The 25,299-nt window shown below is 42.6% G+C and carries 24 protein-coding genes and 3 tRNA genes; 16 read left to right on the forward strand and 11 right to left on the reverse strand.

Translation table 11 applies throughout. The annotated features are described in order from the left end of the window. Positions 1-141: 141 nt before the first annotated feature. The gene (gene guaA, locus FTU13_RS13200) at positions 142-1,710 is read right to left on the reverse strand and encodes a glutamine-hydrolyzing GMP synthase (protein ID WP_180128521.1); all 1,569 of its coding nucleotides are present in this window, start codon (positions 1,708-1,710) and stop codon (positions 142-144) included. Between the two features lie 212 nt (positions 1,711-1,922). After that, positions 1,923-2,345: a DoxX family protein gene (locus FTU13_RS13205; RefSeq protein WP_180128522.1), complete on the reverse strand. Its 423-nt coding sequence runs from the start codon at positions 2,343-2,345 to the stop codon at positions 1,923-1,925. A gap of 194 nt (positions 2,346-2,539) precedes the next feature. Here FTU13_RS13205 and FTU13_RS13210 point away from each other — a divergent pair, with 194 nt between their 5' ends. Next, positions 2,540-3,166 carry a DedA family protein gene (locus tag FTU13_RS13210; RefSeq protein WP_078191514.1) on the forward strand — a complete coding sequence of 209 codons (627 nt, stop codon included), beginning with the start codon at positions 2,540-2,542 and terminating at the stop codon, positions 3,164-3,166. A 19-nt stretch (positions 3,167-3,185) separates the two neighbouring features. On the opposite strand, the gene FTU13_RS13215 is transcribed toward FTU13_RS13210, so the two are convergent. From FTU13_RS13215 to FTU13_RS13235, 5 genes are all read right to left on the reverse strand, one after another. Continuing rightward, on the reverse strand, positions 3,186-3,779 hold the full coding sequence (locus FTU13_RS13215) for a LysE family translocator (protein ID WP_111885784.1): 594 nt from the start codon (positions 3,777-3,779) through the stop codon (positions 3,186-3,188). Positions 3,780-4,086: 307 nt separating this feature from the next. Further along, a complete protein-coding gene (locus FTU13_RS13220; RefSeq protein WP_180026158.1) occupies positions 4,087-4,491 on the reverse strand; it encodes a hypothetical protein in 405 nt (134 codons plus the stop codon). A gap of 13 nt (positions 4,492-4,504) precedes the next feature. Next, a complete protein-coding gene (locus FTU13_RS13225; RefSeq protein ID WP_078194059.1) occupies positions 4,505-5,341 on the reverse strand; it encodes a ParA family protein in 837 nt (278 codons plus the stop codon). Between the two features lie 63 nt (positions 5,342-5,404). Further along, the gene (locus tag FTU13_RS13230; protein WP_078194060.1) at positions 5,405-5,797 is read right to left on the reverse strand and encodes a SirB2 family protein; all 393 of its coding nucleotides are present in this window, start codon (positions 5,795-5,797) and stop codon (positions 5,405-5,407) included. 8 nt (positions 5,798-5,805) lie between these two features. Beyond that, entirely contained in the window at positions 5,806-6,117 is a 312-nt protein-coding gene (locus FTU13_RS13235; RefSeq protein WP_078191519.1) for a BolA family transcriptional regulator, read from the reverse strand. Positions 6,118-6,358: 241 nt separating this feature from the next. Between FTU13_RS13235 and FTU13_RS13240 the strand changes: the two genes are divergently transcribed. The 9 genes from FTU13_RS13240 to FTU13_RS13280 all read left to right on the forward strand — a co-directional run bounded on the left by FTU13_RS13240 (position 6,359) and on the right by FTU13_RS13280 (position 13,589). After that, positions 6,359-6,431, forward strand: a tRNA-Gly gene (locus FTU13_RS13240). A 47-nt stretch (positions 6,432-6,478) separates the two neighbouring features. Beyond that, positions 6,479-6,554: transfer RNA gene (locus FTU13_RS13245), tRNA-Gly, on the forward strand. A gap of 46 nt (positions 6,555-6,600) precedes the next feature. Then, positions 6,601-6,676, forward strand: a tRNA-Gly gene (locus tag FTU13_RS13250). A gap of 399 nt (positions 6,677-7,075) precedes the next feature. Further along, entirely contained in the window at positions 7,076-8,302 is a 1,227-nt protein-coding gene (locus FTU13_RS13255; RefSeq protein ID WP_218955151.1) for an SfnB family sulfur acquisition oxidoreductase, read from the forward strand. An 11-nt stretch (positions 8,303-8,313) separates the two neighbouring features. Continuing rightward, the gene (locus tag FTU13_RS13260) at positions 8,314-9,537 is read left to right on the forward strand and encodes an SfnB family sulfur acquisition oxidoreductase (protein WP_180128524.1); all 1,224 of its coding nucleotides are present in this window, start codon (positions 8,314-8,316) and stop codon (positions 9,535-9,537) included. Next, on the forward strand, positions 9,537-10,973 hold the full coding sequence (locus FTU13_RS13265; RefSeq protein ID WP_180128525.1) for an LLM class flavin-dependent oxidoreductase: 1,437 nt from the start codon (positions 9,537-9,539) through the stop codon (positions 10,971-10,973). The genes FTU13_RS13260 and FTU13_RS13265 overlap by 1 nt, the downstream gene beginning before the upstream one ends. Positions 10,974-11,037: 64 nt before the next feature. Then, positions 11,038-11,868: a MetQ/NlpA family ABC transporter substrate-binding protein gene (locus tag FTU13_RS13270; protein ID WP_180128526.1), complete on the forward strand. Its 831-nt coding sequence runs from the start codon at positions 11,038-11,040 to the stop codon at positions 11,866-11,868. Between the two features lie 10 nt (positions 11,869-11,878). After that, positions 11,879-12,949 carry a methionine ABC transporter ATP-binding protein gene (locus FTU13_RS13275; RefSeq protein WP_180128527.1) on the forward strand — a complete coding sequence of 357 codons (1,071 nt, stop codon included), beginning with the start codon at positions 11,879-11,881 and terminating at the stop codon, positions 12,947-12,949. Beyond that, entirely contained in the window at positions 12,930-13,589 is a 660-nt protein-coding gene (locus tag FTU13_RS13280; protein ID WP_078191524.1) for a methionine ABC transporter permease, read from the forward strand. The genes FTU13_RS13275 and FTU13_RS13280 overlap by 20 nt, the downstream gene beginning before the upstream one ends. A 137-nt stretch (positions 13,590-13,726) precedes the next feature. Here the strand turns inward: FTU13_RS13280 and FTU13_RS13285 are convergent, their stop codons facing one another. Next, entirely contained in the window at positions 13,727-15,427 is a 1,701-nt protein-coding gene (locus FTU13_RS13285) for an NAD-dependent malic enzyme (protein WP_078194067.1), read from the reverse strand. A gap of 400 nt (positions 15,428-15,827) precedes the next feature. On the opposite strand from FTU13_RS13285, the gene FTU13_RS13290 reads away from it, so the two are divergent. Continuing rightward, the gene (locus FTU13_RS13290) at positions 15,828-17,039 is read left to right on the forward strand and encodes an iron-containing alcohol dehydrogenase (protein WP_180078990.1); all 1,212 of its coding nucleotides are present in this window, start codon (positions 15,828-15,830) and stop codon (positions 17,037-17,039) included. Between the two features lie 246 nt (positions 17,040-17,285). Further along, positions 17,286-18,248 (forward strand): alpha/beta hydrolase, encoded by a 963-nt coding sequence (locus FTU13_RS13295; RefSeq protein WP_180128528.1) that lies wholly within the window; start codon positions 17,286-17,288, stop codon positions 18,246-18,248. Between the two features lie 21 nt (positions 18,249-18,269). Here the strand turns inward: FTU13_RS13295 and FTU13_RS13300 are convergent, their stop codons facing one another. Then, a complete protein-coding gene (locus tag FTU13_RS13300) occupies positions 18,270-19,451 on the reverse strand; it encodes a transcriptional regulator (protein ID WP_180128529.1) in 1,182 nt (393 codons plus the stop codon). Positions 19,452-19,672: 221 nt separating this feature from the next. Between FTU13_RS13300 and FTU13_RS13305 the strand changes: the two genes are divergently transcribed. Continuing rightward, positions 19,673-21,184, forward strand: coding sequence for an aldehyde dehydrogenase family protein (locus FTU13_RS13305; RefSeq protein ID WP_180128530.1), 1,512 nt, complete (start codon positions 19,673-19,675; stop codon positions 21,182-21,184). Positions 21,185-21,282: 98 nt separating this feature from the next. On the opposite strand, the gene FTU13_RS13310 is transcribed toward FTU13_RS13305, so the two are convergent. After that, a complete protein-coding gene (locus tag FTU13_RS13310) occupies positions 21,283-21,876 on the reverse strand; it encodes a 2-hydroxychromene-2-carboxylate isomerase (protein WP_180128531.1) in 594 nt (197 codons plus the stop codon). Between the two features lie 50 nt (positions 21,877-21,926). Then, positions 21,927-22,676 (reverse strand): SDR family oxidoreductase, encoded by a 750-nt coding sequence (locus tag FTU13_RS13315; RefSeq protein WP_180128532.1) that lies wholly within the window; start codon positions 22,674-22,676, stop codon positions 21,927-21,929. A 131-nt stretch (positions 22,677-22,807) separates the two neighbouring features. Here FTU13_RS13315 and FTU13_RS13320 point away from each other — a divergent pair, with 131 nt between their 5' ends. The 3 genes from FTU13_RS13320 to ribE all read left to right on the forward strand — a co-directional run bounded on the left by FTU13_RS13320 (position 22,808) and on the right by ribE (position 25,299). Beyond that, positions 22,808-23,386, forward strand: coding sequence for a TetR/AcrR family transcriptional regulator (locus FTU13_RS13320; RefSeq protein WP_180128533.1), 579 nt, complete (start codon positions 22,808-22,810; stop codon positions 23,384-23,386). Between the two features lie 309 nt (positions 23,387-23,695). Then, entirely contained in the window at positions 23,696-24,817 is a 1,122-nt protein-coding gene (ribBA, locus tag FTU13_RS13325; RefSeq protein WP_180128534.1) for a bifunctional 3,4-dihydroxy-2-butanone-4-phosphate synthase/GTP cyclohydrolase II, read from the forward strand. An 11-nt stretch (positions 24,818-24,828) separates the two neighbouring features. Continuing rightward, complete coding sequence (gene ribE, locus FTU13_RS13330; RefSeq protein WP_111885509.1) at positions 24,829-25,299, forward strand: 6,7-dimethyl-8-ribityllumazine synthase; 471 nt, start codon at positions 24,829-24,831, stop codon at positions 25,297-25,299.

Below are 25,299 nucleotides of genomic sequence, written 5' to 3' on the forward strand. Positions count from 1 at the left end.
GTATTTTTCATAATTATAAACAAAAAAAAGGACGCTGAAGCGTCCTTTTTTTATTAGAAATATTTAGGTTTCCCTAAATAACCTCAAGCATAGCTCTCGGTGTAATTTAGGCAAGAAGCTTCGCTTCTTGAAATCCCTAAATTACTCCCATTCAATCGTTGCTGGTGGTTTAGACGATACGTCATAAACAACACGAGAAACTTCTGCAATTTCGTTCATGATACGTGTAGAAATCTTGTCTACAAGATCATAAGGAAGGTGTGCAAAACGTGCAGTCATAAAGTCCACAGTTTCTACAGCACGAAGCGCGATTACCCATGCATAACGACGACCATCACCTACGACACCCACAGATTTCACAGGTTGGAATACAGCAAATGCTTGCGCAGTTTTGTCATACCAGCCGCTTGCGCGAAGTTCTTGCATGAAGATGTCATCTGCTAGACGAAGGATGTCAGCATATTCTTTTTTCACTTCACCAAGAATACGTACACCTAGACCTGGGCCAGGGAATGGATGACGGTAAAGCATTTCAAATGGAAGACCAAGAGTTGTACCTAAACGGCGTACTTCGTCTTTGAACAAATCACGGATTGGCTCAACCAATTCGAATGCTAAATCTTCTGGTAAACCACCCACGTTGTGGTGTGATTTAATCACGTGCGCTTTACCTTGTTTGCTTGCCGCAGATTCAATTACGTCTGGGTAAATAGTACCTTGAGCAAGGAAGTTCACACCGTCAAGCTTACGTGCTTCTTCAGCAAAAACTTCAATGAATTCACGACCGATGATTTTACGTTTTTTCTCTGGATCAACTTCACCAGCAAGCGCTGTTAAGAAGCGATTTTCAGCGTCAGCACGAATCACGCGGATACCCATGTTTTTCGCAAACATGTCCATCACTTGCTCGCCTTCGTTCAAACGAAGTAAACCGTTATCTACGAATACACAAGTCAATTGGTCGCCAATCGCACGGTGTAAAAGTGCAGCTACAACAGATGAATCGACGCCGCCTGAAAGACCCAATAGAACTTTTTGATCACCAATTTGCTCACGAAGTTGTTCTACGCGAAGATCGATGATGTTTTCTGAGTTCCACAAGTTACGGCAACCACATACGCCATGTACGAAGTTAGACAATAACTCAGCACCTTTCGCAGTATGAGTTACTTCTGGGTGGAATTGGATACCGTAGAAATGACGTTTTTCATCAGAAACCATCGCCACTGGGCAGCTTGGTGTGCTTGCAGTGATTTGGAAACCTTCAGGAATTTGAGTCACTTTATCGCCATGACTCATCCATACTTTTAATTGGTCTTTGGTATCTTCAAGATCACCAATTAAAGCATCACGGACTTTAATATCAACTTCTGCATAACCAAATTCATGCACAGTACCTGGCTCAACTTTACCGCCAAGCTGTTCTGACATGGTTTGTAGACCATAGCAAATACCTAAAACAGGTACACCAAGTTCAAATACAACTTGTGGTGCGCGCGGACTACCTTCTTCATGAACACTTTCTGGACCACCTGAAAGAATGATCCCGTTTGGGTTAAATGCACGAATGTCTTCTTCAGACATATCAAATGCGTACATTTCTGAATAAACACCAGCTTCACGTACACGACGTGCAATAAGCTGACTATATTGAGAACCGAAATCCAAAATCAGGATACGGTCTTCAGTAATTTGGGTATTGGTAGTCATGGCAAACAACTATGCAGGCAACGAATATAAGCGCCGTATTCTAACATTTTTCTTGGACTTTCGCACACTATTCGGACAGGGGCAAAAATACCAAGCCAAACGGTGTTTTTTACAACACATTTCAGGACTTTACCCATCCGCTTTCAATCAGCGGTAGACATGAAAAAAGCGGCAGAAGGCCGCTTTGATGGATGCTCGGACTCATGACAACTTTATTTTGATTTTTCAATCCAATGATCAAAACTAAATTGACCAGCACCATGCAGCAAGAGAAATAATAAGCCGCCAGACATCGCCAAGTTTTTCATAAAGTTAATGCCATCTTCTGCACCGCCATGAAATAAAAATGCAGTGATTAAACTAAATACGGTTAGACCTAATGCCGCAAAACGTGCTTGAAAACCAAACAATAAAGCTAAGCCACCACCCAACTCAACTAAAATGGTGATTGGAAGTAGCCCTGCCGGTACACCCATTGACTCCATATAACCTGCGGTTGCAGTGTAAGCCGTAATTTTGCCCCAACCTGCCACAATAAAAATATAAGCCATCAAAATACGTGCAACGAGACTGATCACTGCATTGATTTGAGGCTGTTGACTTAGATTTTTCACCACTAGATTTGGATTAAACATACTGAAACCTATTTTTAATACTGTTCAAAAGATGTGCTTAGATTAGGTCGTTTCTTATTCTCTTTAAATATGCTTTTATAATACTCATCATTTCATATATAGAACGATTTTATTGATAATTAATTACGTTTTAATACTGACTTTGCTGCCCCAGACTGATAGCATCAGACCACTATTTTACGCATATACGCCCCATGGAACTGATTGATTTTATACTACATGTTGATGACCATTTACTCGAGTTCATTACCAATTATGGCGTATGGATTTATGCAATTCTGTTCCTGATTATTTTTGTTGAAACCGGTTTAGTGGTCATGCCCTTTTTACCGGGTGACAGTCTTCTGTTTGCAGCAGGCGCGCTCGCTGCGTCAACAGGTGCCATGGATCCGTGGGTTTTGGTGATTTTGCTATTTATAGCGGCAGTCTTGGGCGACACGCTGAACTACCATATTGGTAAATATATTGGTCCACGTGTCTTTGAAATTGAATCACGCTTCATTAACCGTCAACATTTGGTGAATACGCAAAAATTCTTTGAAAAACATGGTGGTAAAACCATTATTTTTGCCCGCTTTATTCCTTTTGCACGAACCTTCGCGCCTTTTGTCGCAGGTGCAGGCAGCATGAACTACAAGTACTTCCTGACTTTTAACATGATTGGTGCGATTTGCTGGGTTGGCTCATTTATCACTTTAGGTTATTTATTTGGCAATATGCCAATCGTGAAAGATAACTTCACCCATCTGATCTTTGGCATCATTATTATTAGTGTTTTACCGGGTGTAATTGGTTTTATTCGAGCAAAATTAAAGAAATAAACCGATGTGGTGAACACCTTTAAGCAAAAAAGCGCAAAACCACAGGGAACATACATAAAATCAGCATCAGGGCCGATCCTTTATACAGAAGATCGGCCTTAATTTTTTGAGTCTTACCCGCCAAAATCGTCCGTCCAAATGACATCCAAAACAACGCAACAGGCAGCAAAACCACACTAAATACAGCGAAAACCAAAATAAAATTTAATGGGCTTACCCAAGTTTCAATCGGGAAAATACCTGCAGCAAAAAGCAAGGCTTTCGGATTTTTTAACGAGGAAATGAATAATTCACGTGGTTGAATTGAAGGATGTTTTTGATTGTACTGATGTAAATGCGTCGATTTCCACAAATGAAAAGCCAACCATAAAACATAGGCAATACTGAGAAAATGCAGTAAGTGAATTAAATTCGGCCACACTGGAGCGCTTAAATGAATAATCAACGCCCACAAATTAATAGCATAGAAATAGCCCAATAATTCTGCAGGAATCAGCATGCAGGTCTTTGCAATGCCTTGTTGATGTGCAGAGCTTGCCATTAGTGCATTGCTAGGTCCCGGTGTCATCATCACCGCAATCATTGCCAATACAAAAAGCCAACTCTCAATCATAAATACCCAGACAATGTTTCAAAGCGCACACCTTAGCCGAAATGAATTTAAAAAAACAAGTACGTGCTAGATCAGTTTTATCCTTGTACAAGTCAATGCACTCACGCTGAATGTTCAAGACCAGTAGGAGGTATTAAAATTTACGAATAATATTTAATTTAATTTTTTCATAGATTTAAATATTTTATTGGCTCTAAATAGTGCAGTTTATTTGGCTCAAAAAAAATGCCAGTAGACGCCTCGCCTACTGACAAATTTTATTACACTTTTCTCATAGCACAGGCCTAAGCCTCTGCTCATGATCCGTTTATGATTTTGCTGCAGTAGCCGAATTTGTGCGAACGATAATCGGACAACCCTTAAATTTTGCTGCCTGTACAATCGCTTCTTGCTCACCTAGAACGCGTGAAAGTTCGGTACGTTTGGTATTTGAAGATTGTCCCATATTGACCGAAATACTCGGACCAATTCCCCAACCTCCACGGCTGCCCCAGCCACCACCGAGGCCAACACCGACACCAACGCCTGTGCGCTTCGGTGTTTCTACACCATTTTGAATATAGTCGTGGATCCGGTTGTATTCGCTTTGCAATTGTTGGCAACTCAAAGACTGATACTGTGTAGGTGAAACATAGCTTGGTTTAGGCGTACTTGCACATGCACCCAATACAACAGCAGTGAAAGCAACTAGACCACATTTAAGTGCATTCATACTTTTCTCGATACTACTTTTGCTCAATTTCATTGAACAATGATTGATAGGCTTGCGTCAATTTATGATCTGCAGCCAAATGGATTAAAGGTTGATTTTTATGATGAGATTCTTTCATCAGCACTGAAGGCGGTAACATGCTGTCCAATACAGGAAGACCTTCATCTTTGAGTTGTTGTACAACTTCACGCGGTAACTTCGCCTGTGCTTGAAATTGATTGACCACAATGCCTTCAATTTCCAAACGATCATTATGATCATCCTGCGTTTCCAACACATTTTCGATCAGGGTCTGTAAAGCTCGTTTTGAAAACACGTCACAGTCAAATGGAATCAGCACACGATCTGCCGCAATCAACGCAGATAAAGTAAAAAAGTTAAAGGCCGGCGGTGTATCAATAAACACTCGATCATATTGACCGCTCATCTGCTGCAAAGCATCACGCAGTTTGTAAATTTTATGCTTAGATTCTAAGGCATGTGCCAACGCACCCAAATTTGGGCTTGCAGGAATTACATCTAAATTTTTAAACGGTGATTGATGTACATAGCTTTCTAGACCTTTAGTACGATTTTTTAAAATCGAACCAATGGCATTTCCCAACAAACCTTTACTTTGTTGCGTCCCCAAGACTTCTTCAAAATAATTTTCAATATTGGGTTCAAGTGCGGGCTTATCTGCTGAGTAGGTCGCATCATCCCCCAACAAATATTGACTTGAATTGGCTTGAGGGTCGAGGTCAATCACCAAAGTTTTTAAACCTTGGTGCGCGCTTATCGCAGCTAAATTGACCGTAATACTCGATTTCCCCACACCACCTTTTTGGTTAAATACCACACGCGTACACATTCAAAACCCTCTAATCTTTGTTTTTCTACTCAAGCCTTGAAATCGGCCATGTGGATAAGCCATTTATCCAAAAACTGGTTTAATTATAACCAATGTAATGATGAAAATAAGTGCAACAGCTGCAATAAATAAGCCCGCACGGCGCTGAACCAATAAAACACTGTCATCTTTTTTATACGCTTTAGATAAAGAAGACAGCAACGCTAGAAATAGTACAACTTTGGCATAGAACCATGGCTGCACATCAAAGTTCTTCATAAACAATAAGATAATTCCTGTCACAGCAATTAAAGCCATTGAGCCATGTTGCAATGCAACAAAAAACTTACGACCTGCTGGATTGGGTAAATTGCCCTGCGTCCCTTTAAACAGCGTAAAAGCACGAATGAAAATGGCAGCACAGCCTAGAGCCACGCCACACATATGAATGATTTTAATGATTAATTGCGTTTCCATGGCTCACCTTAAGATGACTTGGGTGCATGCGCACATTCAGGGCTAGTGGTGTCTTGACCTTTCCATTCTTCGGGTAAAAACGCATGAATGGCCAAGGCATGAATTTGCCCCGGACTAAGTAAATCACCGGCTGCGGCATAGACTTTTTGATGACGTTGCACCAAACGCAAGCCTGCAAAAGCCTCACTCACGATCACAGCTTTAAAATGCGATTCTTTACCTGGGAAATAACCACCATGACCTGCGGACTCATTCACCACTTCAAGATGTGTAGGCGCTAATGTCTGTAGACGCTCAATTAATTGCTGTTCTAAACTCAAAACGGCTCTCCCAAATTCAAAAAAAGTTCAACTGGTCTTAGTATAGCCTGTATTTGTTGAAGTTCTTGTGTCACAAAGTTGCTGAAACCGCTTGAATTGCATGATTTCATCAAAATGGAAGCCTTTGACCTGCAAAAATATTCCAATTTTCAAACAAATTGTTTTTATTTTATGCAAACGATGCACAGTTTTTCATAAAGTTATTGACCTGAAAAATCCTTAATGTATTATACGTGGCTATGCGGGAATAGCTCAGTTGGTAGAGCATAACCTTGCCAAGGTTGGGGTCGGGAGTTCGAGTCTCCTTTCCCGCTCAAAATTTTTTCATTCGGTTTTTTATTTAAAAAATTGGATAGACTCCGCGGGAATAGCTCAGTTGGTAGAGCATAACCTTGCCAAGGTTGGGGTCGGGAGTTCGAGTCTCCTTTCCCGCTCCAAATTTTTTTCGATTCAGTTTTTTAGTAAAAAAACAGGATAGACTCCGCGGGAATAGCTCAGTTGGTAGAGCATAACCTTGCCAAGGTTGGGGTCGGGAGTTCGAGTCTCCTTTCCCGCTCCAAATTCAAAAAGCCCTCATCGAAAGATGGGGGCTTTTTTATTGCAGAATGAAAAACATTTGAATCAATTTATAGCCCTTTTTTAATCTTTGCATAGCTCTATGATATTGAGCATCTATTGGAGTTCAAGCTGATTGACCACCATTAATAAAAAGTATTAAAAAAAACAGCTAAGCCCCTGTCTTAGATATATTATTTTTAAAGTTGAATATCTACAAAGTTGCTAACACCAGATTTTCATCATCAATCCTCTTGTTGTTTTTCCTACATCTATTGTTTTAAATCAAACACTTATTTTATCTAATTTGCATAATTTTTATGCAGATTAAATGCTAAAAAGACATTCTGCTAAGTTAAGAATAATCCATCATTTAAAGAATCACGCATTTACGAGTAGCGTTTTGATATCTATTAAAGGTGTCATTATGTCTCATTTAATCTCTGAAAATATTCATGTTATTGAAAATGACTTAGAAGCAATCCATGCAGCGTATCATGTTGCAGATTTTGCTTTGGAAGGTCGAAATGAACGTGATCAGAACCGCCTGCTGCCTTTTGCAGAAATCGACTTATTCAGTCAAAAAGGTTTAGGTGGCATTCGTATACCCAAGCAATTTGGCGGTGCCTACGTGTCGAACAAGACACTGGCGCAGGTTTTTCGCATTATCAACAAAGCAGATTCTAGCGTGGGCCAAATTCCACAAAACCAAATTGCCTTGCTGTATATGATTGACCTCATGGGAACGGATGAGCAAAAAGCCTTTATTTTTAATGAAATTTTACAGGGAAAACGTTTAGCCAATGGTGGCCCAGAGCGCAATACCAAAGACACTAAAACCTTAAACACAACGCTGCGCATTGAAAATGGAAAGTATGTTGTTAATGGTGAAAAGTTCTATTCAACCGGCAGTAGTTTTGCAGATTGGTTGGCGATTAAAGCCGTTCACCCTGAAGGTCATGTTGTCCTGACCATCATTGATCGACACGCTACAGGCGTAGAAGTGATTGATAACTGGAATGGTTTTGGTCAGCGTACAACGTCTAGTGGCACCGTCAAACTAAACCATGTGGCAGTAGACCCCCTATTAATTTTTGATGAACGTAAGCTTTCTGCAGGGCCAACGTATCGAGGTGCCTTTTCACAATTGATGCAAGTCGCGATCGATGTCGGGATTGCGGAAGCTGCCTTTGCAGACACCCTTTCTGCAGTACAAAAAGCCCGTCCGATTGTGGATGCACAAGTTGAGAAAGCCAGTTTTGAGCCCTACACCCTACAAGAGGTGGGTAAATCTGCAGTTTTATTGGATGCTGCGATTTTACTTTTAGATGAAGCCGCAGATTACCTCGATGAATTAGATCAGCTTGATCAGCTGAGTGAACAACAAGCTGCTCTGGCTTCGATTCGTGTCGCTGAAGCTAAAATCTATGCCAATGATGCAGCCTTACAGATCTCTGAAAAACTCCTTGAATTAGGCGGCAGCCGTGCAAGTTTGAGTGTCCATAACCTTGATCAACACTGGCGCAATGCCCGAGTACACACCTTACATGATCCTGTGCGCTGGAAGCTGCATACCTTAGGCGACTATTACTTAAATCATAAATTACCTGCACGCCATGCGTGGATTTAAGGAGAATTCTGATGACCTCATTTCCAAATATTAATTCGCTACAGACCATATCAACAACACCTGCACATATTATTCAGTCCGATGCAGAAGCACTTGAAATTGCAAAACAATTAGCCGAACAATTTAGAAAAAATGCCGTGCAACGTGATGCCGAACGCATACTGCCGTTTGATGAAATCGAGGCCTATAGTCAATCTGGTCTCTGGGCAATCACGGTTCCCAAGGCATTTGGCGGTGCCGAAGTTTCAAGTTATACCGTGGCGCAAGTGATTGCGCTTATGAGTGGTGTAGATGGCTCAATTGGGCAAATTCCACAAAACCATTTTTATGCACTAGAAGTATTACGTAACACCGGCACAACTGAACAAAAGCAAAAGCTTTATGCCGAAGTACTTGCTGGCGCTCGTTTTGGCAATGCCTTAGCCGAGTTTAAAACCAAAACCGCTGCGCAAAAACAAACGTCGATTCGCCCTCATGACAATGGTTTTGTGGTGAATGGTGAAAAGTTTTATTGCACCGGCAGTTTATTTGCACATCGTATTCCCACATTGGTAAAAGACCAAGATGGTCGTGAATATTTAGCCTTTATTGCACGTGAAAGTACAGGTTTAGAGCTGATCGATGATTGGACAGGGTTTGGACAGCGCACCACGGGTAGCGGCTCTGTAAAATTTCACCAAGTTGCAGTTCCTGCCATAGATGTCATTTCCTTTGATCGTGCATTTACGGAGCCGACATTGGTTGGGCCATTTGCGCAAATTATGCATGCTGCGATTGAAGTCGGTATAGCGCGCGCAGCCTTTGAAGAAAGTTTGCACCGCGTACACCAAGCACGACCATGGATTGATTCAGGTCTTGATCTTGCAAGCGAAGATCCTTTAACCAAATACGAACTCGGTCGCATTGCCGCAGATGTTCGCGCCAGTGAGGTCTTGCTGAAACAAGCCGCTCGTGCCATCGATGCTGCTCGCCCACAGCCCAATGCTGAAAACATCGCAAAAGCTTCTCTAGATGTCGCGAAAGTGCGTGCGCATAGTACTGAAACCGCACTGAAAGCGGCATCAAAATTGATTGAGCTTGCAGGCAGCCGTGGCAGTCAGCGTGAAGATGGTCTAGATCGATTTTGGCGTAATGCACGTGTCCATACCTTGCATGATGCAGGGCGTTGGAAATATTTCTTCATTGCCAATTACCTCCTGAATGGCGTATTGCCCCCACGTCGAGGGACCTTGTAATGAGCCAAATCACCACAGCAGATACCCAATCACATTCTGCCAAGAAAATTTTACTGAATGCCTTCGACATGAACTGTGTCGGCCATATCAATCATGGCTTATGGACCCATCCACGCGATGAGTCACACCGCTTTAATGAACTGAGCTATTGGACCGATCTTGCCAAAACCTTGGAGCAAGGGCTGTTTGACGGGCTATTTATTGCGGATATCACCGGGGTCTATGATGTTTATGAAGGCAATATCGATCTCACACTTAAAGAGTCGATCCAACTGCCGAGCCATGACCCCAGCACCCTAATTTCTGCAATGGCTGCGGTCACTGAAAACTTAGGTTTTGGTGTAACAGTCAATTTGAGCTATGAAACGCCTTATCAATTTGCACGTCGATTTGCCAGCCTAGACCACCTGACCCAAGGTCGAATCGGCTGGAATATCGTGACTGGATATTTAGACAGTGCAGAACGCTTGATTGGGCAAAAAGGCTTGAAAGATCATGATCTACGCTATGAACAAGCCGAAGAATTTTTGCAGCTTTGCTATAAGTTTTGGGAAGGCTCTTGGGAAAATGATGCCGTTCAAAAAGATAAAGCAAATCGTATCTTTAGCGATCCAAAAAAAGTACATGCCATTCAACACCAAGGCAAGTTCTATCAAAGCCAAGGGGTATTTCAAGTTTCTCCATCGATTCAGCGCACCCCTGTGTTGTATCAGGCCGGTGCTTCACCACGTGGCTTAGCTTTTGCTACGCAACATGCAGAAGGCATGTTTATCGGTGCAGACAGCGCTGAAAAAGTCAAAAATCAGGTACAAAAAATTCGCAGCCAAACCGCAGCGCAAGGTCGTGAGCCACAAGCCGTAAAACTCTTTGTCGGCATTACGGTGGTAACCGCAGAGACCGATGAGCTCGCCCAAGAGAAATTGGCTGAATACATTCGCTATGCCAATCCTGAAGCTGGACTGGCACACTTTTCCAGCTCGATTGGGATGAATCTCGCCAACTTTGCAGAAGATGAAGCCATTCCATATCAGCAGACCAATAGCATCGCATCGGTCAATCAAAAATTTAAAGAGCAAAAAATCACTCGCCAAGATTTGCGTGCTCAGCACGTTCTAGGTGGGCGTTATCCGCTCTTTGTTGGGAGTGGTGCCAACGTTGCAGAACAGTTGATTGACTATTTGGATGAAACTGGCATCGATGGATTTAATCTGACTCGCACCGTCGCACCTGAGTCACATCAAGATTTTATCCGTTTGGTCATTCCAGAATTACAGCAACGTGGTCGCTATAAAACTGCATATGACACCGGTAGTCTACGGCAAAAACTGTTTCAACAAGGTGACCATTTAGCAATGACACATCCTGCTCATCGCTATCGATGTCCCACTTTCGACGCGGGATCTCAGGCAGCACTTAAAAACGTTGAGACAGCATAAGCTGCAATTAAAAAACAATATTTTAGACAAAAAATTTAATTATTTCGAAATATAGAGGTGTGCCATGGCACAAACAGCAAAATCTAAATTCACACTGATTGGTGTGATCGTAGCCATCTTGGTGATTGGCTTAGTTATTTGGAATCAACAAAAGAAAAGTCATCAAAGTGAATTGGTGATTGGGATTAGCCCATCTTTTGCTAAACCCTTACAAGTCGCCGCAGATGAAGCCAAGCAGCAAGGACTGAACGTGAAATTGGTGGAATTTTCGGACTGGAATACCCCGAATATCACCCTAAACCACGGCGATATTGACGCGAACTTTTTCCAACATCAGCCGTTTCTAGACAATGCAAAAAAAGAAACGGATTTTAAAATCAAAGCCTTTGATGTCGGTGCTGCTACCCATGTCGGACTGTATTCAAAAAAGTATAAAAACTTTGCTGATTTACCCCATAAAGCCAAAGTGGTGATTCCGAATGATCCGGTCAATCAGGGCCGTGCCTTACAACTGTTACAGCAAGCCAAGCTCATTGAGCTGAAACAGCCAGATAACTTTTTATCGACTTTAAATGACATTGCTGCGAATCCTAAACAGCTTCAATTTATTGAGGTGGAAGGCCCTCAAACGGCACGTGCAATTGATGATGTCGATCTGGCTTTTGGCTATCCACATTATTTACGTTTAGCAAAAACTGCCGATCCTGAAAATGCATTGTTATTTGACTCCAATACCGACAAGCGTTTTGCCATCTTATTTGCCGTACGTGATGACTATGTCGATCGTGACGATAAACTGCGTAAATTTGTCAATATTTATCACAACTCACCTAAAGTTAAACAGGCATTGGACGCAGATTTTGGTGCAAAACTGTGGTTCCCTGGTTGGAAATAAGGAGTCGCTCATGGTGAGTTTCGATTCATCGGTTGAATTTGCCGTCCCGCATATCCAAATCAAAAATTTAAATAAATTTTATGATGTGCAAGGACAGCAGGTTCATGCCTTAAAAGATATCAATCTGAATATTCCTCAAGGCAAAATATTCGGCATTATTGGGAAAAGCGGCGCGGGTAAATCTTCGCTGATTCGAACGCTGAATGGCTTAGAACAAATCAGTGATGGCAGTATTCACATCCATCAACAGGAATTATCAAGCTTAAATCACGCAGAGTTGATTGCCCTGCGTCAGCGTATTGGGATGATTTTTCAGCATTTTAATTTGATGTCTGCCAAAACCGTGTATGACAATATCGCGCTGCCCCTTAAAATCGCCAATTTCAGTCAAGCCGATATCGCTCAGCGAGTGAATGAAGTGCTGAAGTTGGTAGGTCTTGAAAATAAAGCAGCGCACTACCCTTCTCAACTTTCGGGCGGGCAAAAACAACGTGTTGGGATTGCACGAGCGTTAGTTCATCATCCAGAAATTTTACTCTGTGATGAAGCGACTTCTGCACTCGATCCTGAAAGTACTTCTGTTGTGCTGTCTTTGCTTAAAGAAATTAATCAAAAGCTCGGTATTACCATTGTGTTGATTACCCATGAAATGCAGGTCATTCGCGAGATTTGCGATCAGGTTGTAGTGATCGATCAAGGCGAAATTGTAGAAGCAGGACAGGTTTGGAAAGTGTTTTCTACGCCTCAACAGCAGATCACACAAGAGTTACTCAACCTTGAACAACTTGATTTACCAAGCGACATTCAGCCACAACCGTCAGATTCAAATGATCAAATCATTTTAAAATTACGATATGAATCGACACTACAACAGTCGCCTGACTTAAAGTTTATTTTTGATCAATTTCACGCGCCAGTACATCTGTATCAAAGTCATCTCGATAGTATTCAAGGGCATTTAATTGGCTCGTTGATTGTTGCTGTGGACCACAGCCATTTAGAGATCAACGCCTTATCTGAACAACTTAAACACCATATCGCACAGATTGAGGTACTTGGCTATGCACGACCAACTCATTGATTTACTGATTAGTGGAACCATTGATACTTTACTGATGGTCGGCGTTTCAGCTTTTGTGGCCTTTCTGATCGGCCTGCCTTTAGCAGTCGTATTGGTGTGTAGTGCTGAACACGGGATTTATCCTTCAAAAAGCCTAAACCACACCCTAGGTTGGTTGGTCAATATTACCCGTTCGGTGCCTTTTCTTATTTTAATGGTGGCGCTCATTCCGCTCACGCGCTTTATCGTGGGCACCAGTTATGGCGTTTGGGCTGCCGTCGTGCCTTTAACCCTTGCGGCCACGCCTTTTTTTGCACGCATTGCAGAAGTGAGTTTACGTGAAGTCGATCAAGGTCTGATTGAGGCCGCTCAAGCCATCGGCTGTAATCGCAAACAAATCATTTGGCATGTGCTGCTCCCTGAAGCGCTTCCTGGCATCGTCGCGGGCTTTACTGTGACCTTGGTGACCATGATTAATTCTTCTGCCATTGCAGGGGCTATCGGTGCAGGTGGTTTGGGGGATATTGCTTACCGTTACGGTTATCAACGCTTTGATATGCAAATCATGCTGGCAGTGATAGTGGTCTTGGTCGCGATCGTGATGCTGGTTCAAGCCTGTGGAGATCACATTTCCAACCAGCTCGATAAACGCAAAATTTAAAGCGCCCCGCTCGATAATTTTTCGTATTTCTTAAAAAAAATATGCCTCTATACATAAAAAAATACCCTAATCTGGATTAGGGTATTTTTCGATTAGATGCAAAATCGATTCTGTTCAATCAGCATCTTTAGACCAAATTAATAAGTCACACGGACATAATCACGATATTCAGGTTTCCAGAAATTCTCTTCAATGGCCTGTTCTAGTACTTCAATGCTGACATTTGGCGCAACACCATCAGCAATCGCAGCTAATGCCACTTTCAATGCGATTTTCTTCGAAATATCCTGTAAATAATCCAAACTTGGCAATAAATCGGCATTTGGATCTGCCAATTTTGGTGAACAGTCTGCCAACGCCGTACTCGATGCCATCAGCATATTTTCAGTCACACGTTTCGCCCCAGATGCAATCACACCGAGACCAATCCCCGGGAAAATATAGGAGTTATTACACTGTGAAATCTGATGAATCTTGCCATGATAATTCACTGGTGCAAATGGACTGCCAGTCGCAATCAGGGCCTTACCTTTGGTCCACTCTATAATATCTGCAGGCACCGCTTCGACACGCGATGTTGGATTAGACAGTGGCAACACAATAGGCTGTTCACAATTCGCAGCCATCGTTTCAATGACCTCTTGGCTAAACAGTCCCGGTTGTCCCGAAACGCCAATCAATACAGTCGGTTTAGCATGTGTAACTACATCCAATAGCGAAATGACTGAATCTGCATTTGCCCAATGAGCAACGTTATCCGGTGCTTGCGCAAGTTTGCGTTGGAAATCTAAAAGATTCGGCTGATTTTCAGTAATTAAACCAAAGCGATCGACCATAAACACCCGCGCACGCGCTTGAGCATCGGTTAAACCTTCCGCCACCATTTGCTTGATAATCTGCTCTGCAATCCCGCAACCTGCTGAACCTGCCCCTAAGAATGTGACGATTTGATCTTTGAGCTGTTTACCTGCTGCACGTGATGCCGCAATTAAACTTCCGACAGACACCGCTGCTGTTCCTTGAATATCGTCATTGAAGCAGCAAATTTTATCGCGATATTTTTCCAGTAAAGGCATCGCATTTTTTTGTGCAAAGTCTTCAAATTGAATCAGTGCTTTAGGCCAACGTTGTTGAATGGCTTTAATCACGTCATCGACAAATTGATAATATTCTTCACCACTGATGCGAGGCTGACTCCAACCCATATAAATCGGGTCATTCAAGAGCTGTTGGTTATTGGTTCCGACATCTAAAGTAATCGGCAGAGTATAGGCTGGACTGATCCCACCACACGCGGTGTACAGTGACAACTTACCAATCGGAATCCCCATCCCCCCAATGCCTTGGTCACCAAGTCCAAGAATACGCTCACCGTCCGTAATAACGATCACTTTCACATTCTTTTTATTCACGTTATGAATAATTTGGTCAATATGATCACGGTCAGGATATGAAATAAAAATCCCACGATGACGACGGTAAATATCCGAAAAGCGCTGACAAGCTTCACCCACTGTTGGTGTATAGATGATCGGCATCATCTCACTGAGGTGGTTTTCAATTAAGTGATAGAACAGCGTCTCGTTGGTGTCTTGAATATTACGCAGGTAAATATGCTTATTGATATCACTATTAAATGCACAATATTGCTGATAAGAACGCTGACTTTGCTCTTCAATGCTTTCTGTGACATGTGGAATTAAACCGTGCAAATTAAAGCTCTTACGTTCATCTTCATTAAACGCAGAACCCTTATTTAAAAGTGGGAGTTCTAAAAGTGTATTTCCGGCATAAGGAATATATAAAGGTCGTTTCGTTTTCAAATTTTCACTGGGCATTATTTAACTCGTTTAATTAATCTTTTGTTTCGCACTGCAAAAAGCGAAATGCACAAAAGTGACTATCTCGTTATTTGTTATAGCCTATCCTGATTCGAGCGCTTTGGGGCATTTAGTAAATTGATAGTAGTTTTAGTTAGATTTTATAATCTGATAACTCGATCATGCATCCAATCATCGCAACGCCTATTTTGGCTTAAATGTATACGACTTTTAGCGAATCTTAGAAAATAACAAAAATAATTAATGATTAAATTTCAATCAATTAAATAAATTCAAAACAAAGCCTTAATTTTGGTAGGTCTTTGGTAGGTGTGAATTTAAAACGTCCCTCGCAATACTCAGTTTAGGTGAGTATCACCCATAACAAATGACAATGAATGGTAGAAGGAATCGCACCATGGCTTTTAAAAATATTGCAGATCAAACAAACGGTTTTTACATCCCTTGTGTTTCACTTTTTGGCCCCGGCTGTGCTAAAGAAATTGGTGCAAAGGCGCAAAATCTTGGCGCAAAGAAAGCGCTTATCGTGACCGATGCCGGTCTTTACAAATTTGGTGTAGCAGATACGATTGCCGCATATTTAACTGAAGCTGGCGTAGAAAGTCACATTTTTCCGGGCGCAGAACCCAACCCAACTGACACCAACGTGCATAGCGGTGTAGATGCCTACAATGACAATGGCTGTGACTTTATTGTCTCTCTCGGTGGCGGCTCTTCTCATGACTGTGCCAAAGGCATTGGCTTAGTCACTGCCGGTGGTGGTCATATTCGTGACTATGAAGGCATCGATAAAAGTACAGTTCCAATGACTCCACTCATTGCGATTAATACCACCGCAGGTACGGCATCAGAAATGACCCGTTTCTGTATCATTACCAATACTGAAACCCATGTAAAAATGGCGATTGTCGATTGGCGTTGTACCCCACTTATCGCTATTGATGACCCGAAACTGATGATTGCGAAACCTGCGGCGCTCACTGCAGCAACCGGTATGGATGCATTAACGCATGCGGTCGAAGCTTATGTTTCTACAGCAGCCAATCCTATTACCGATGCTTGTGCTGAAAAAGCCATCAGCATGATCAGTGAATGGCTCAGCCCTGCCGTAGCCAATGGCGAAAACTTAGAAGCGCGTGATGCGATGAGCTATGCACAGTACTTAGCAGGGATGGCATTTAACAATGCATCTTTAGGTTATGTCCACGCGATGGCGCACCAACTTGGCGGCTTCTACAACTTGCCACATGGCGTATGTAATGCCGTGCTGCTACCACACGTTTGCGAATTTAACCTGATCGCCTGCCCTGACCGCTATGCACGTATCGCACAGCTCATGGGTGTGCCAACCGACGGTTTAACGGTGACTGAAGCGGCTTATGCAGCGATTGCAGCAATCCGTGAACTCTCTGCTTCGATTGGCATTCCATCGAGCCTTTCTGAACTCGGTGTGAAAGAACAAGACCTCAGCATCATGTCTGAAAATGCACAAAAAGATGCCTGTATGCTCACCAACCCACGTAAAGCAACTCATGCTCAAGTGGTTGATATTTTCAAGGCAGCGCTTAAAGCCAATGCCTCTGTGGTCGACTTCAAAGCGGCCGTTTAAGTTAAGCCCTCAAAGGTCTTCATGTTTAAGTGACCTAAGTGCCTACATTACCCTTTGAGTCTGGTGATGTAGGCTCAACTGAATCCATTTCACCTTTTATTTCAGGGAAGCGACTATAGATTGGTCGCTTTCATACTGAGGTCACTCTTTTTTAGTCGGTAAAACAGCATCGATTATTCATTTGACAAAAGCTCATGACTCATCAAGGATAAAGCATAATGTCCAATAATATTGATGAGTATAATAATGAGCCATTCACATATTCAGTATCAGCCTGACATTTTGGGCGCAGGCTATGAACAAGCCACGCTGACCTTCCCAGATGATTATGAAGGCCCTGTGGTTGCCACACTGGTTCGCAAAAAAGCAGCGGCTCCCACCTCCAAAGCGGTGCTCTATATCCATGGTTTTATCGATTATTTTTTCCAAACCGAAATGGCGGAACGCTTCAATCAGCACGGTTTCGACTTTTATGCCTTGGATTTAAGAAAATATGGTCGCTCCATCCGCCCGCATCAAAAATACTATAATGTGCATGCACTGTCTGAATATGATGCCGAAATAGATCAAGCCCTAACGATCATTGCTGATGAAGGTCATGATGCCTTGCTGCTCTGTGGTCATTCTACCGGTGGCTTAACCACCACTTTGTATGCGGCGCATCATCAAAATCATCCTTTAATTCAAGCCCTTTGGGTTAATAGCCCATTTTATGATTTCAACATGAATCCGGTGAAACGCGCACTGGGTATTCCACAGCTGAGTAAATTGGCAAAAACCTTTCCCAATTTAAAATTTCCGAGTGAACTGAATAAATGGTACACCGCCAGCTTACACCATGAACTCAAGGGTGAATGGGACTTCAATTTAGACTGGAAAAAGACCCGCTATCCAATGGTATACATCAGTTTCGTCCGCAGTATTTATGAAGCTCAAAAGGAAATTCATCAAGGTGTGACGATTGATGTACCGGTATTAGTGATGCACTCGCATCAAACTAAAAATCCCAAAAAATGGGGTAAAGCAGCGCAGACCAGTGATGTGATTTTAGGTGTAAAAGATATCCAAAAATATGCCAAGAAAATTCAAGGCGATGTCACCATTCAAAGCATTCACAATGGCTTGCATGATTTAGTACTTTCGGAAAAAACCGCGCGAGAACAAGTCTATACCCAGCTCTTTCAATGGCTGGCCAATAAAGGCCTTTAATAGCCTGAATCACATTGCAAATTAATGTTTTAGTTTCAACAAAGTCTGATGTACGGGATGTGATCTCGGCATCAGCTCAATCAGGCGTTCAACCGCATCGATAGCTTCAGGGAAACGCGCGACATGTTTGAGTAGAACATCCGTTTCTTTGGCATTAAAAATCGCTTGGCTCAATCGTGACTCAAGACAATCACGCCATGCCCCTAAAAATGGGCTTTCAGTTTTAGCCAAGAAAACCCCTGAACACAGTTTTAAGGCCGAATCGATATAACCTGCATCTAAAGCTTGCTCAGCTTGCAAAAAATCGGCTTCGACTTGTGCCAATAAACGATAGGGACGTGAGCCTAACATGCCGCCCAAAATATCGCGTAGCTGCGACATTTCCGCTTTTAAAGTCCCAACACTCACCTTTCGTTCACCATATAAGGCTTGATGCAAAGTATCTAAGGTCATGCCTTGCGGACATAGCGCCAAGATGGTCAAAATTTCTATTTGCCGCGGGGTCAGCACCATCACTTTGCCATTAAATAACACTTGCGGCACAGCAAAGGCCCGAATATACAAATGCTGTTTTTGAAAATCGAGTAAAGCCGATTGAATAATCGAAGCGCAGCGTTCAGCCGCAAGTAGCCCTAAACTATTGTGGTTTTTCCACACGGTGGATAAATCAACCACGCCCAAAATTTGCTGCGTATGTGGATCGATAATCGGTGCTGCATAGCAGACCCATTCATGTACTGATGGCATGTAATGTTCATTTGAAAACACACAACTCGACTGCTGAGTTTTTAAAGACAACGCTAATGCATTGGTGCCGACCAATTCTTCGCGCCATTGCCCACCTGCAATAAAATGCACACTTTCCGCAGCACTTTGCATTTGCCGACTCGACGCACTCCAAATAATCGTGCTACCTACATCGCCCACGGCAAGTACCATCGACGACTGTTCGGCTATGTGTTTTAAATCTTCTGCACAATGTTGTAAGGCATGATGCAATGCCGACTGTTGTTGACTTTGAGGGTTCAAATTCACCAAAGGCGCAGCACTCCGATTTTCCGGAATTTCCGCCTGCGCCGATCGCTGCCAAGAACTTGCAATGCTCTCATTCAATTGCGAGCTTTGCTGCTTTGACAGACTCATGGCCTGCCTTAACCGTTCAACATTCTGTCGTTTTTCAGATAAATCCTTCTGTATCATCATTCATTATTCTCACAACAATTCATGACTAAAAATCCGTTTCCCGGCTTTTGTTTTTAAGACTGAAAAAAAATATTGTAAACCTTCTTGTCTCCAACCTTTTTCCAACCTTATACAGGCTATGCTAATCAAATAATGTACAAAAGTACCTTATACCAAAGCTGTAGATTGCCACAGATGGGCAGCCCAACAAGATCATAATAAACAAGCAAAGGAAAATTCATATGCGTTATGTCGATCCTAATCAACCCGGTTCAAAAGTTCAGTTTAAAACTCAGTATGAAAACCTGATTGGTGGCCAATGGGTCGCGCCAGTGAAAGGTGAATACTTTGAAAATATCTCCCCTGTAGACGGTAAAGTTTTTACCAAAGTGCCACGTTCTTCTGCTGAAGATATCGAATTGGCTTTGGATGCAGCGCATAAAGCCAAAGCCCAATGGAACGCCTCTTCCCCAACGACACGCTCAAATATTTTATTAAAAATTGCCGATCGACTTGAAGAAAACCTAGAGCTCCTTGCAGTTGCAGAAACATGGGACAACGGTAAACCGATTCGTGAAACCTTAGCCGCTGATATTCCACTGTGTATTGATCATTTCCGTTATTTTGCCGGCTGTATCCGTGCCCAAGAAGGCGGCATTTCTGAAATTGATGAAAATACTATTGCTTACCATTTCCATGAACCACTTGGTGTGGTCGGTCAAATTATTCCGTGGAATTTCCCAATCTTGATGGCTGCATGGAAACTCGCACCTGCACTTGCCGCAGGTAACTGTATTGTATTGAAACCTGCAGAACAAACACCGGTGAGTATTTTAGTTTTAGCTGAACTCATTCAAGACCTACTCCCACCGGGCGTGCTGAATATTGTGAATGGTTATGGTGTTGAAGTCGGTCGTCCACTAGCGACCAACCCACGCATCTCAAAAATCGCCTTCACAGGTTCAACCGCTGTCGGTCAAATGATCATGCAATATGCGACTGAAAATATCATTCCTGTGACTTTAGAACTTGGCGGAAAATCACCGAACATCTTTTTTGAAGACATCATGGACAAAGACGATGAATTCTTAGATAAAACACTCGAAGGTTTTGCCATGTTTGCGCTGAACCAAGGTGAAATCTGTACCTGTCCTTCACGTGCTTTGGTGCAGGAAAGCATTGCTGATCGATTCTTGGAAATGGCAGTAGAGCGTGTGAAACGTATTAAGACGGGTCATCCTTTAGATACTGACACCATGATTGGCGCACAAGCATCGCAAGAGCAGCAAGATAAAATCTTGGGCTGTATCGCTACAGGTAAAAATGAAGGTGCACAGCTCATTACCGGTGGTGATCCACGTAATGAAGTCGGTACTGGTTTCTATATTGAGCCAACGATTTTTAAAGGCACCAATGACATGAAGATTTTCCAAGAGGAAATCTTTGGCCCTGTGCTTTCAGTTGCCACCTTTAAAGACTTCGACGATGCCATTAAAATTGCCAATGACACGATTTATGGTCTAGGTGCAGGGGTTTGGTCGCGTTCAGCACATACTTCATATCGTGCGGGTCGTGCCATTCAGGCGGGCCGTGTATGGACCAACTGTTATCACATCTATCCTGCACACGCTGCATTCGGCGGCTACAAAAAATCAGGGATCGGCCGTGAAAATCACAAAATGATGCTTGATCATTATCAACAAACCAAAAACCTCTTGGTGAGCTATGACACCAAGCCAATGGGCTTCTTCTAAGTCTTGATTTGAGTTAGATCATAAAAAAGCGAATCGAGGTTCGCTTTTTTGTTAGAGCTACGTTTAAATTGAATGAACAGTTTGCTGCGCTGGGTCATTCATTTTGCAGACAAGGCATGCTCAACAAAATGTAAATGATCAACACCCCAATACAATTCATCATTCACAAACCAACTCGGTGCGCCAAAAACACCTCGTTCAATGGCTTCTTCGGTCACCACTTTCAGCTCAGATTTGACTTTTTCATCTTCAAGCCATGATTTAACTTGCACCACATCCAATCCAAGATCCTGCATCAATTGAATTAATTCATTGAGATCATTTAAATTGCGTGGCTGACCAAACATTGCGTTAAAAATACCCGTCAGTACATTGAGAAATACTTCAGGCTCAAATAATTGGACTGCGGTAATCAAACGCATCAACTGCAAAGTATTGATCGGAAAATACGGATTCATTTGCACGGGAATCTGCCATAGATCTGACCAGCGCTTAAGATCCCGCATGGAATAGCGTGCCTTGGCAGGCACAGCCATCGGACTACTGTTGCCAGTAGCTTTAAACACTCCACCCAATAACATCGGTTTCCAGATAATCTCTGCCTGATATTGCTCAGCAATGTGCTGAATACGGTGAAATCCGATGTAGCTATATGGACTGCCAACATCAAAATAAAACTCAATGACTTTCATTTTTTTCGTCCTTTTTTTGCTTGTTTTTCCTAATATTTTTAAATCAGCGCTTACCAGCGTTCCATCCACGGTCGCAGATCTAATTCATGCGTCCATGCATCTCGTGGTTGCTGTGAGAGATGCCAATAATTTTCTGCAATATGTACGGGATTTAAAATACCATCTTGCTCTTTTTTAGCATAAAGATCAGGGAATGTATCTTTGATAAAATCGGTATCAATTGCACCATCAACCACCACATGCGCCACATGAATATTTCTAGGCCCAAGTTCACGCGCCATGCTTTGTGCCAAGGCACGAAGCGCATGTTTTGCTCCAGCAAAAGCGGCAAAGCCAGCCGCACCGCGCACACCTGCTGTTGCGCCAGTAAAAATAATCGTGCCTCGTTCACGTGTCACCATGCGTTTTGCCACTTCCCGACCAGTTAAAAAAGCCGAGAAACATGCCATCTCCCATATTTTGAAATATTTACGTGCGGTTTCTTCCAAAATACTACAAGGGACGTTGGCACCAATATTAAAGACCATGACCTCAATCGGGCCAATGTTTGATTCGATATGCTCGATGAGTTCAATCACTTGCTCTTCTTTTCGAGCATCAGAACCAAAGCCAAAAGCAGTCCCTCCCTGTGTTTGAATTTCAGCAATTAAAGGCTTTAATTTGTCTGCATTTCGTCGTGTCATACAAGCAATATAACCCTCCCGGGCAAAACGTTTGGCTATTTCACCGCCGGTGGCATCTCCTGCACCAATGATCAATGCCACACCTTTGGCAGGCTGAGATATATGATTATTTTCCATAACAATCCCCTCGTGCTGGATAGTTTTTTTATTCCATGTGCGATCAATTTTATTGAATAACGATCGTTACTATAACGAATACTATGTTATGATGAATTTATCGTCAATCATAATTTTTTAGGGTCATGCACATGCGCTACAAACCCGAATACAAACAACAAAAACGACAAGAATTACTCAACATTACGGGGCAAATTGCGAAAAAAAATGGCTTTGCTGCAACAGGTGTTGACGGCTTAATGAAAGCTGCAGGTGTAACCAGCGGTGCATTCTATTCACATTTTTCGTCAAAACAGGATTTACTCAAAGCATTGGTTGAATATGAATTGCAGCAAAGCTTTAACATGTGGCAAAGCAACCCGCATCACAATGCAGCCGACTGGATTAATTTTGAATTAGACCGTTACTTAACCCCTTTCCACCTTGAACATCCTGAACAAGGCTGTGTTTTGCCGACACTTGCAACCGAAGTGGCCCGTGCAGATGACACGATTAAACAGGCCTATGAAAAGGAATTACTGCGCGGTCATGCTTTATTCAGCGCACATTTGGCGAGTGAAGAAAAAGCTTGGGCCATAATGTCCCAACTGGTCGGTGCCATTTTAATTGCGCGTGCAGCCGCAGATCCACATTTGCAAAAAACTATTTTAAACGCCAATAAGATGATGATTCGGCAATATTTAGAGAGCCATGTGGCTGCATCAACGTGATTGATTTTTATGTGATAGTTCATGGAGTTAAAGACCGACAGTTTTCCGACAAACTGTTCATCTCTTTCATTTGAATTATTTAAAATCTGTATAAGCTTACCCATTTTTATGCTTTTCAATCGCTTAAAGATTGGGCATAAATGGCACAATTCAAATAAAGTCCTCTTTTCAAGGTTCTGACGACTGTGTATAACAATGAGCCATTAAAGGAAAATGATAAGCATAGGCAAAGAACGCAAAAAAACGTTAGACTATGCAACAATCAATGCAAGTAAATGTCATTCGAGACAAACAAAAAGGTGAAGATTGATGCCGCTCAATACTGTTGAAGAGCTCGTAGCTGATATTCGTGCAGGAAAAATGGTCATCCTGATGGATGATGAAGATCGTGAAAATGAAGGCGACCTTGTTATCGCTGCGACCCACGTACGCCCTGAAGATATCAACTTCATGATTACGCATGCGCGTGGTCTTGTGTGCTTAACGCTCAGCAAAGAGCGTTGCCAACAGTTAAATTTACCACTCATGGTTGATGCCAATGGTGCGCAGCACGGTACCAACTTTACCTTGTCTATTGAAGCAGCAAATGGCATTTCAACAGGCATCTCACCTGCTGAACGTGCACATACCATTCAAACTGCTGTAGCAGCACATGCTAAACCGGCTGACATCGTACAGCCAGGCCATATTTTCCCGCTGATGGCACAGCCTGGTGGCGTCCTTCACCGTGCAGGTCATACTGAAGCCGGTTGTGATTTATCGCGTTTAGCAGGTCTTGAGCCAGCTTCGGTGATTTGTGAAATCATCAATGAAGACGGCACCATGGCACGTCGCCCTGATCTTGAAGTCTTTGCTGAAAAGCATGGCTTAAAAATGGGGACGATTGCGGACTTAATTCACTACCGCATGACCAATGAGCAAACCATTGAGCGCATTGATCAACAAACTTTAGATACTGAATATGGTACGTTTGAATTGTTCCGTTACCGTGAAATTGGTAATCCAGACATTCATTTAGCCCTTGTGAAAGGCGAACCAAAACAAGGTGTAACCACTGTACGCGTACACGGTTTCAATCCAGTTCGCGACTTACTAAAACTGAATAAACAAGATGGCGCTCCGGCGTGGAATCTCGATAAAGCACTGAAAGAAATCGCATCCAGCGATCGTGGTGTTTTAGTATGGATTGGTCAGCGTCATTTACAGGACTTAGGTCCTGCTTTAGAAAATTTAACTGCACCGAAAAATGTTAAATCCAATGCAGCACTGTCTCAGCAGTATCAAACCATTGGTGTCGGCGCACAAATTTTACGTGATTTAGGCGTGGAGAAAATGAAGCTTCTTAGCTCGCCATTACGTTTTAATGCATTATCAGGTTTTAACTTAGAAGTGGTGGAATACATCACCGCAAATCAAACATCAGAGAAATAATCGAGGTTGCTATGGCAGTTCGCCGTATTGAAGGTATGTTACATCTCGCGAACGAAGACCGTTATGCGATTTTAGTTGGTCGTTTTAATAGCTTTGTTGTTGAACATTTGCTAGAAGGTGCCGTTGATACATTGAAACGTCATGGCGTATCAGAGGATAATATCACTATTGTTCATGCACCGGGTGCTTGGGAACTTCCAGTGGTTGCAAAGAAACTTGCAGCTTCAGATCGTTTCGATGCCATCATCGCGCTTGGCGCAGTGATTCGTGGTAGCACGCCTCACTTCGATTTTGTTGCTGGCGAATGTGCCAAAGGTTTAGGCGTTGTTGGTCTAGACACTGGCTTACCAGTAATTAATGGTGTATTGACTACGGATAGTATTGAACAAGCGATTGAACGCTCGGGTACAAAAGCAGGTAATAAAGGTAGTGAAGCTGCCTTGACTGCTATTGAAATGGTTAACTTGTTAAAGGCTATTTAA

It is taken from the genome of Acinetobacter sp. YH12064 (assembly GCF_013419735.1).
GTDB classification, from domain to species: domain Bacteria; phylum Pseudomonadota; class Gammaproteobacteria; order Pseudomonadales; family Moraxellaceae; genus Acinetobacter; species Acinetobacter amyesii.

Bases quoted from the DNA above. Each gene is read 5' to 3' on its own strand.
- guaA (WP_180128521.1), bottom strand. From the start codon at position 1,710: ATGACTACCAATACCCAAATTACTGAAGACCGTATCCTGATTTTGGAT.
- FTU13_RS13205 (WP_180128522.1), bottom strand. From the start codon at position 2,345: ATGTTTAATCCAAATCTAGTGGTGAAAAATCTAAGTCAACAGCCTCAA.
- FTU13_RS13210 (WP_078191514.1), top strand. From the start codon at position 2,540: ATGGAACTGATTGATTTTATACTACATGTTGATGACCATTTACTCGAG.
- FTU13_RS13215 (WP_111885784.1), bottom strand. From the start codon at position 3,779: ATGATTGAGAGTTGGCTTTTTGTATTGGCAATGATTGCGGTGATGATG.
- FTU13_RS13220 (WP_180026158.1), bottom strand. From the start codon at position 4,491: ATGAATGCACTTAAATGTGGTCTAGTTGCTTTCACTGCTGTTGTATTG.
- FTU13_RS13225 (WP_078194059.1), bottom strand. From the start codon at position 5,341: ATGTGTACGCGTGTGGTATTTAACCAAAAAGGTGGTGTGGGGAAATCG.
- FTU13_RS13230 (WP_078194060.1), bottom strand. From the start codon at position 5,797: ATGGAAACGCAATTAATCATTAAAATCATTCATATGTGTGGCGTGGCT.
- FTU13_RS13260 (WP_180128524.1), top strand. From the start codon at position 8,314: ATGACCTCATTTCCAAATATTAATTCGCTACAGACCATATCAACAACA.
- FTU13_RS13265 (WP_180128525.1), top strand. From the start codon at position 9,537: ATGAGCCAAATCACCACAGCAGATACCCAATCACATTCTGCCAAGAAA.
- FTU13_RS13270 (WP_180128526.1), top strand. From the start codon at position 11,038: ATGGCACAAACAGCAAAATCTAAATTCACACTGATTGGTGTGATCGTA.
- FTU13_RS13275 (WP_180128527.1), top strand. From the start codon at position 11,879: ATGGTGAGTTTCGATTCATCGGTTGAATTTGCCGTCCCGCATATCCAA.
- FTU13_RS13280 (WP_078191524.1), top strand. From the start codon at position 12,930: ATGCACGACCAACTCATTGATTTACTGATTAGTGGAACCATTGATACT.
- FTU13_RS13285 (WP_078194067.1), bottom strand. From the start codon at position 15,427: ATGCCCAGTGAAAATTTGAAAACGAAACGACCTTTATATATTCCTTAT.
- FTU13_RS13290 (WP_180078990.1), top strand. From the start codon at position 15,828: ATGGCTTTTAAAAATATTGCAGATCAAACAAACGGTTTTTACATCCCT.
- FTU13_RS13295 (WP_180128528.1), top strand. From the start codon at position 17,286: ATGAGCCATTCACATATTCAGTATCAGCCTGACATTTTGGGCGCAGGC.
- FTU13_RS13300 (WP_180128529.1), bottom strand. From the start codon at position 19,451: ATGATGATACAGAAGGATTTATCTGAAAAACGACAGAATGTTGAACGG.
- FTU13_RS13305 (WP_180128530.1), top strand. From the start codon at position 19,673: ATGCGTTATGTCGATCCTAATCAACCCGGTTCAAAAGTTCAGTTTAAA.
- FTU13_RS13310 (WP_180128531.1), bottom strand. From the start codon at position 21,876: ATGAAAGTCATTGAGTTTTATTTTGATGTTGGCAGTCCATATAGCTAC.
- FTU13_RS13315 (WP_180128532.1), bottom strand. From the start codon at position 22,676: ATGGAAAATAATCATATATCTCAGCCTGCCAAAGGTGTGGCATTGATC.
- FTU13_RS13320 (WP_180128533.1), top strand. From the start codon at position 22,808: ATGCGCTACAAACCCGAATACAAACAACAAAAACGACAAGAATTACTC.
- ribBA (WP_180128534.1), top strand. From the start codon at position 23,696: ATGCCGCTCAATACTGTTGAAGAGCTCGTAGCTGATATTCGTGCAGGA.
- ribE (WP_111885509.1), top strand. From the start codon at position 24,829: ATGGCAGTTCGCCGTATTGAAGGTATGTTACATCTCGCGAACGAAGAC.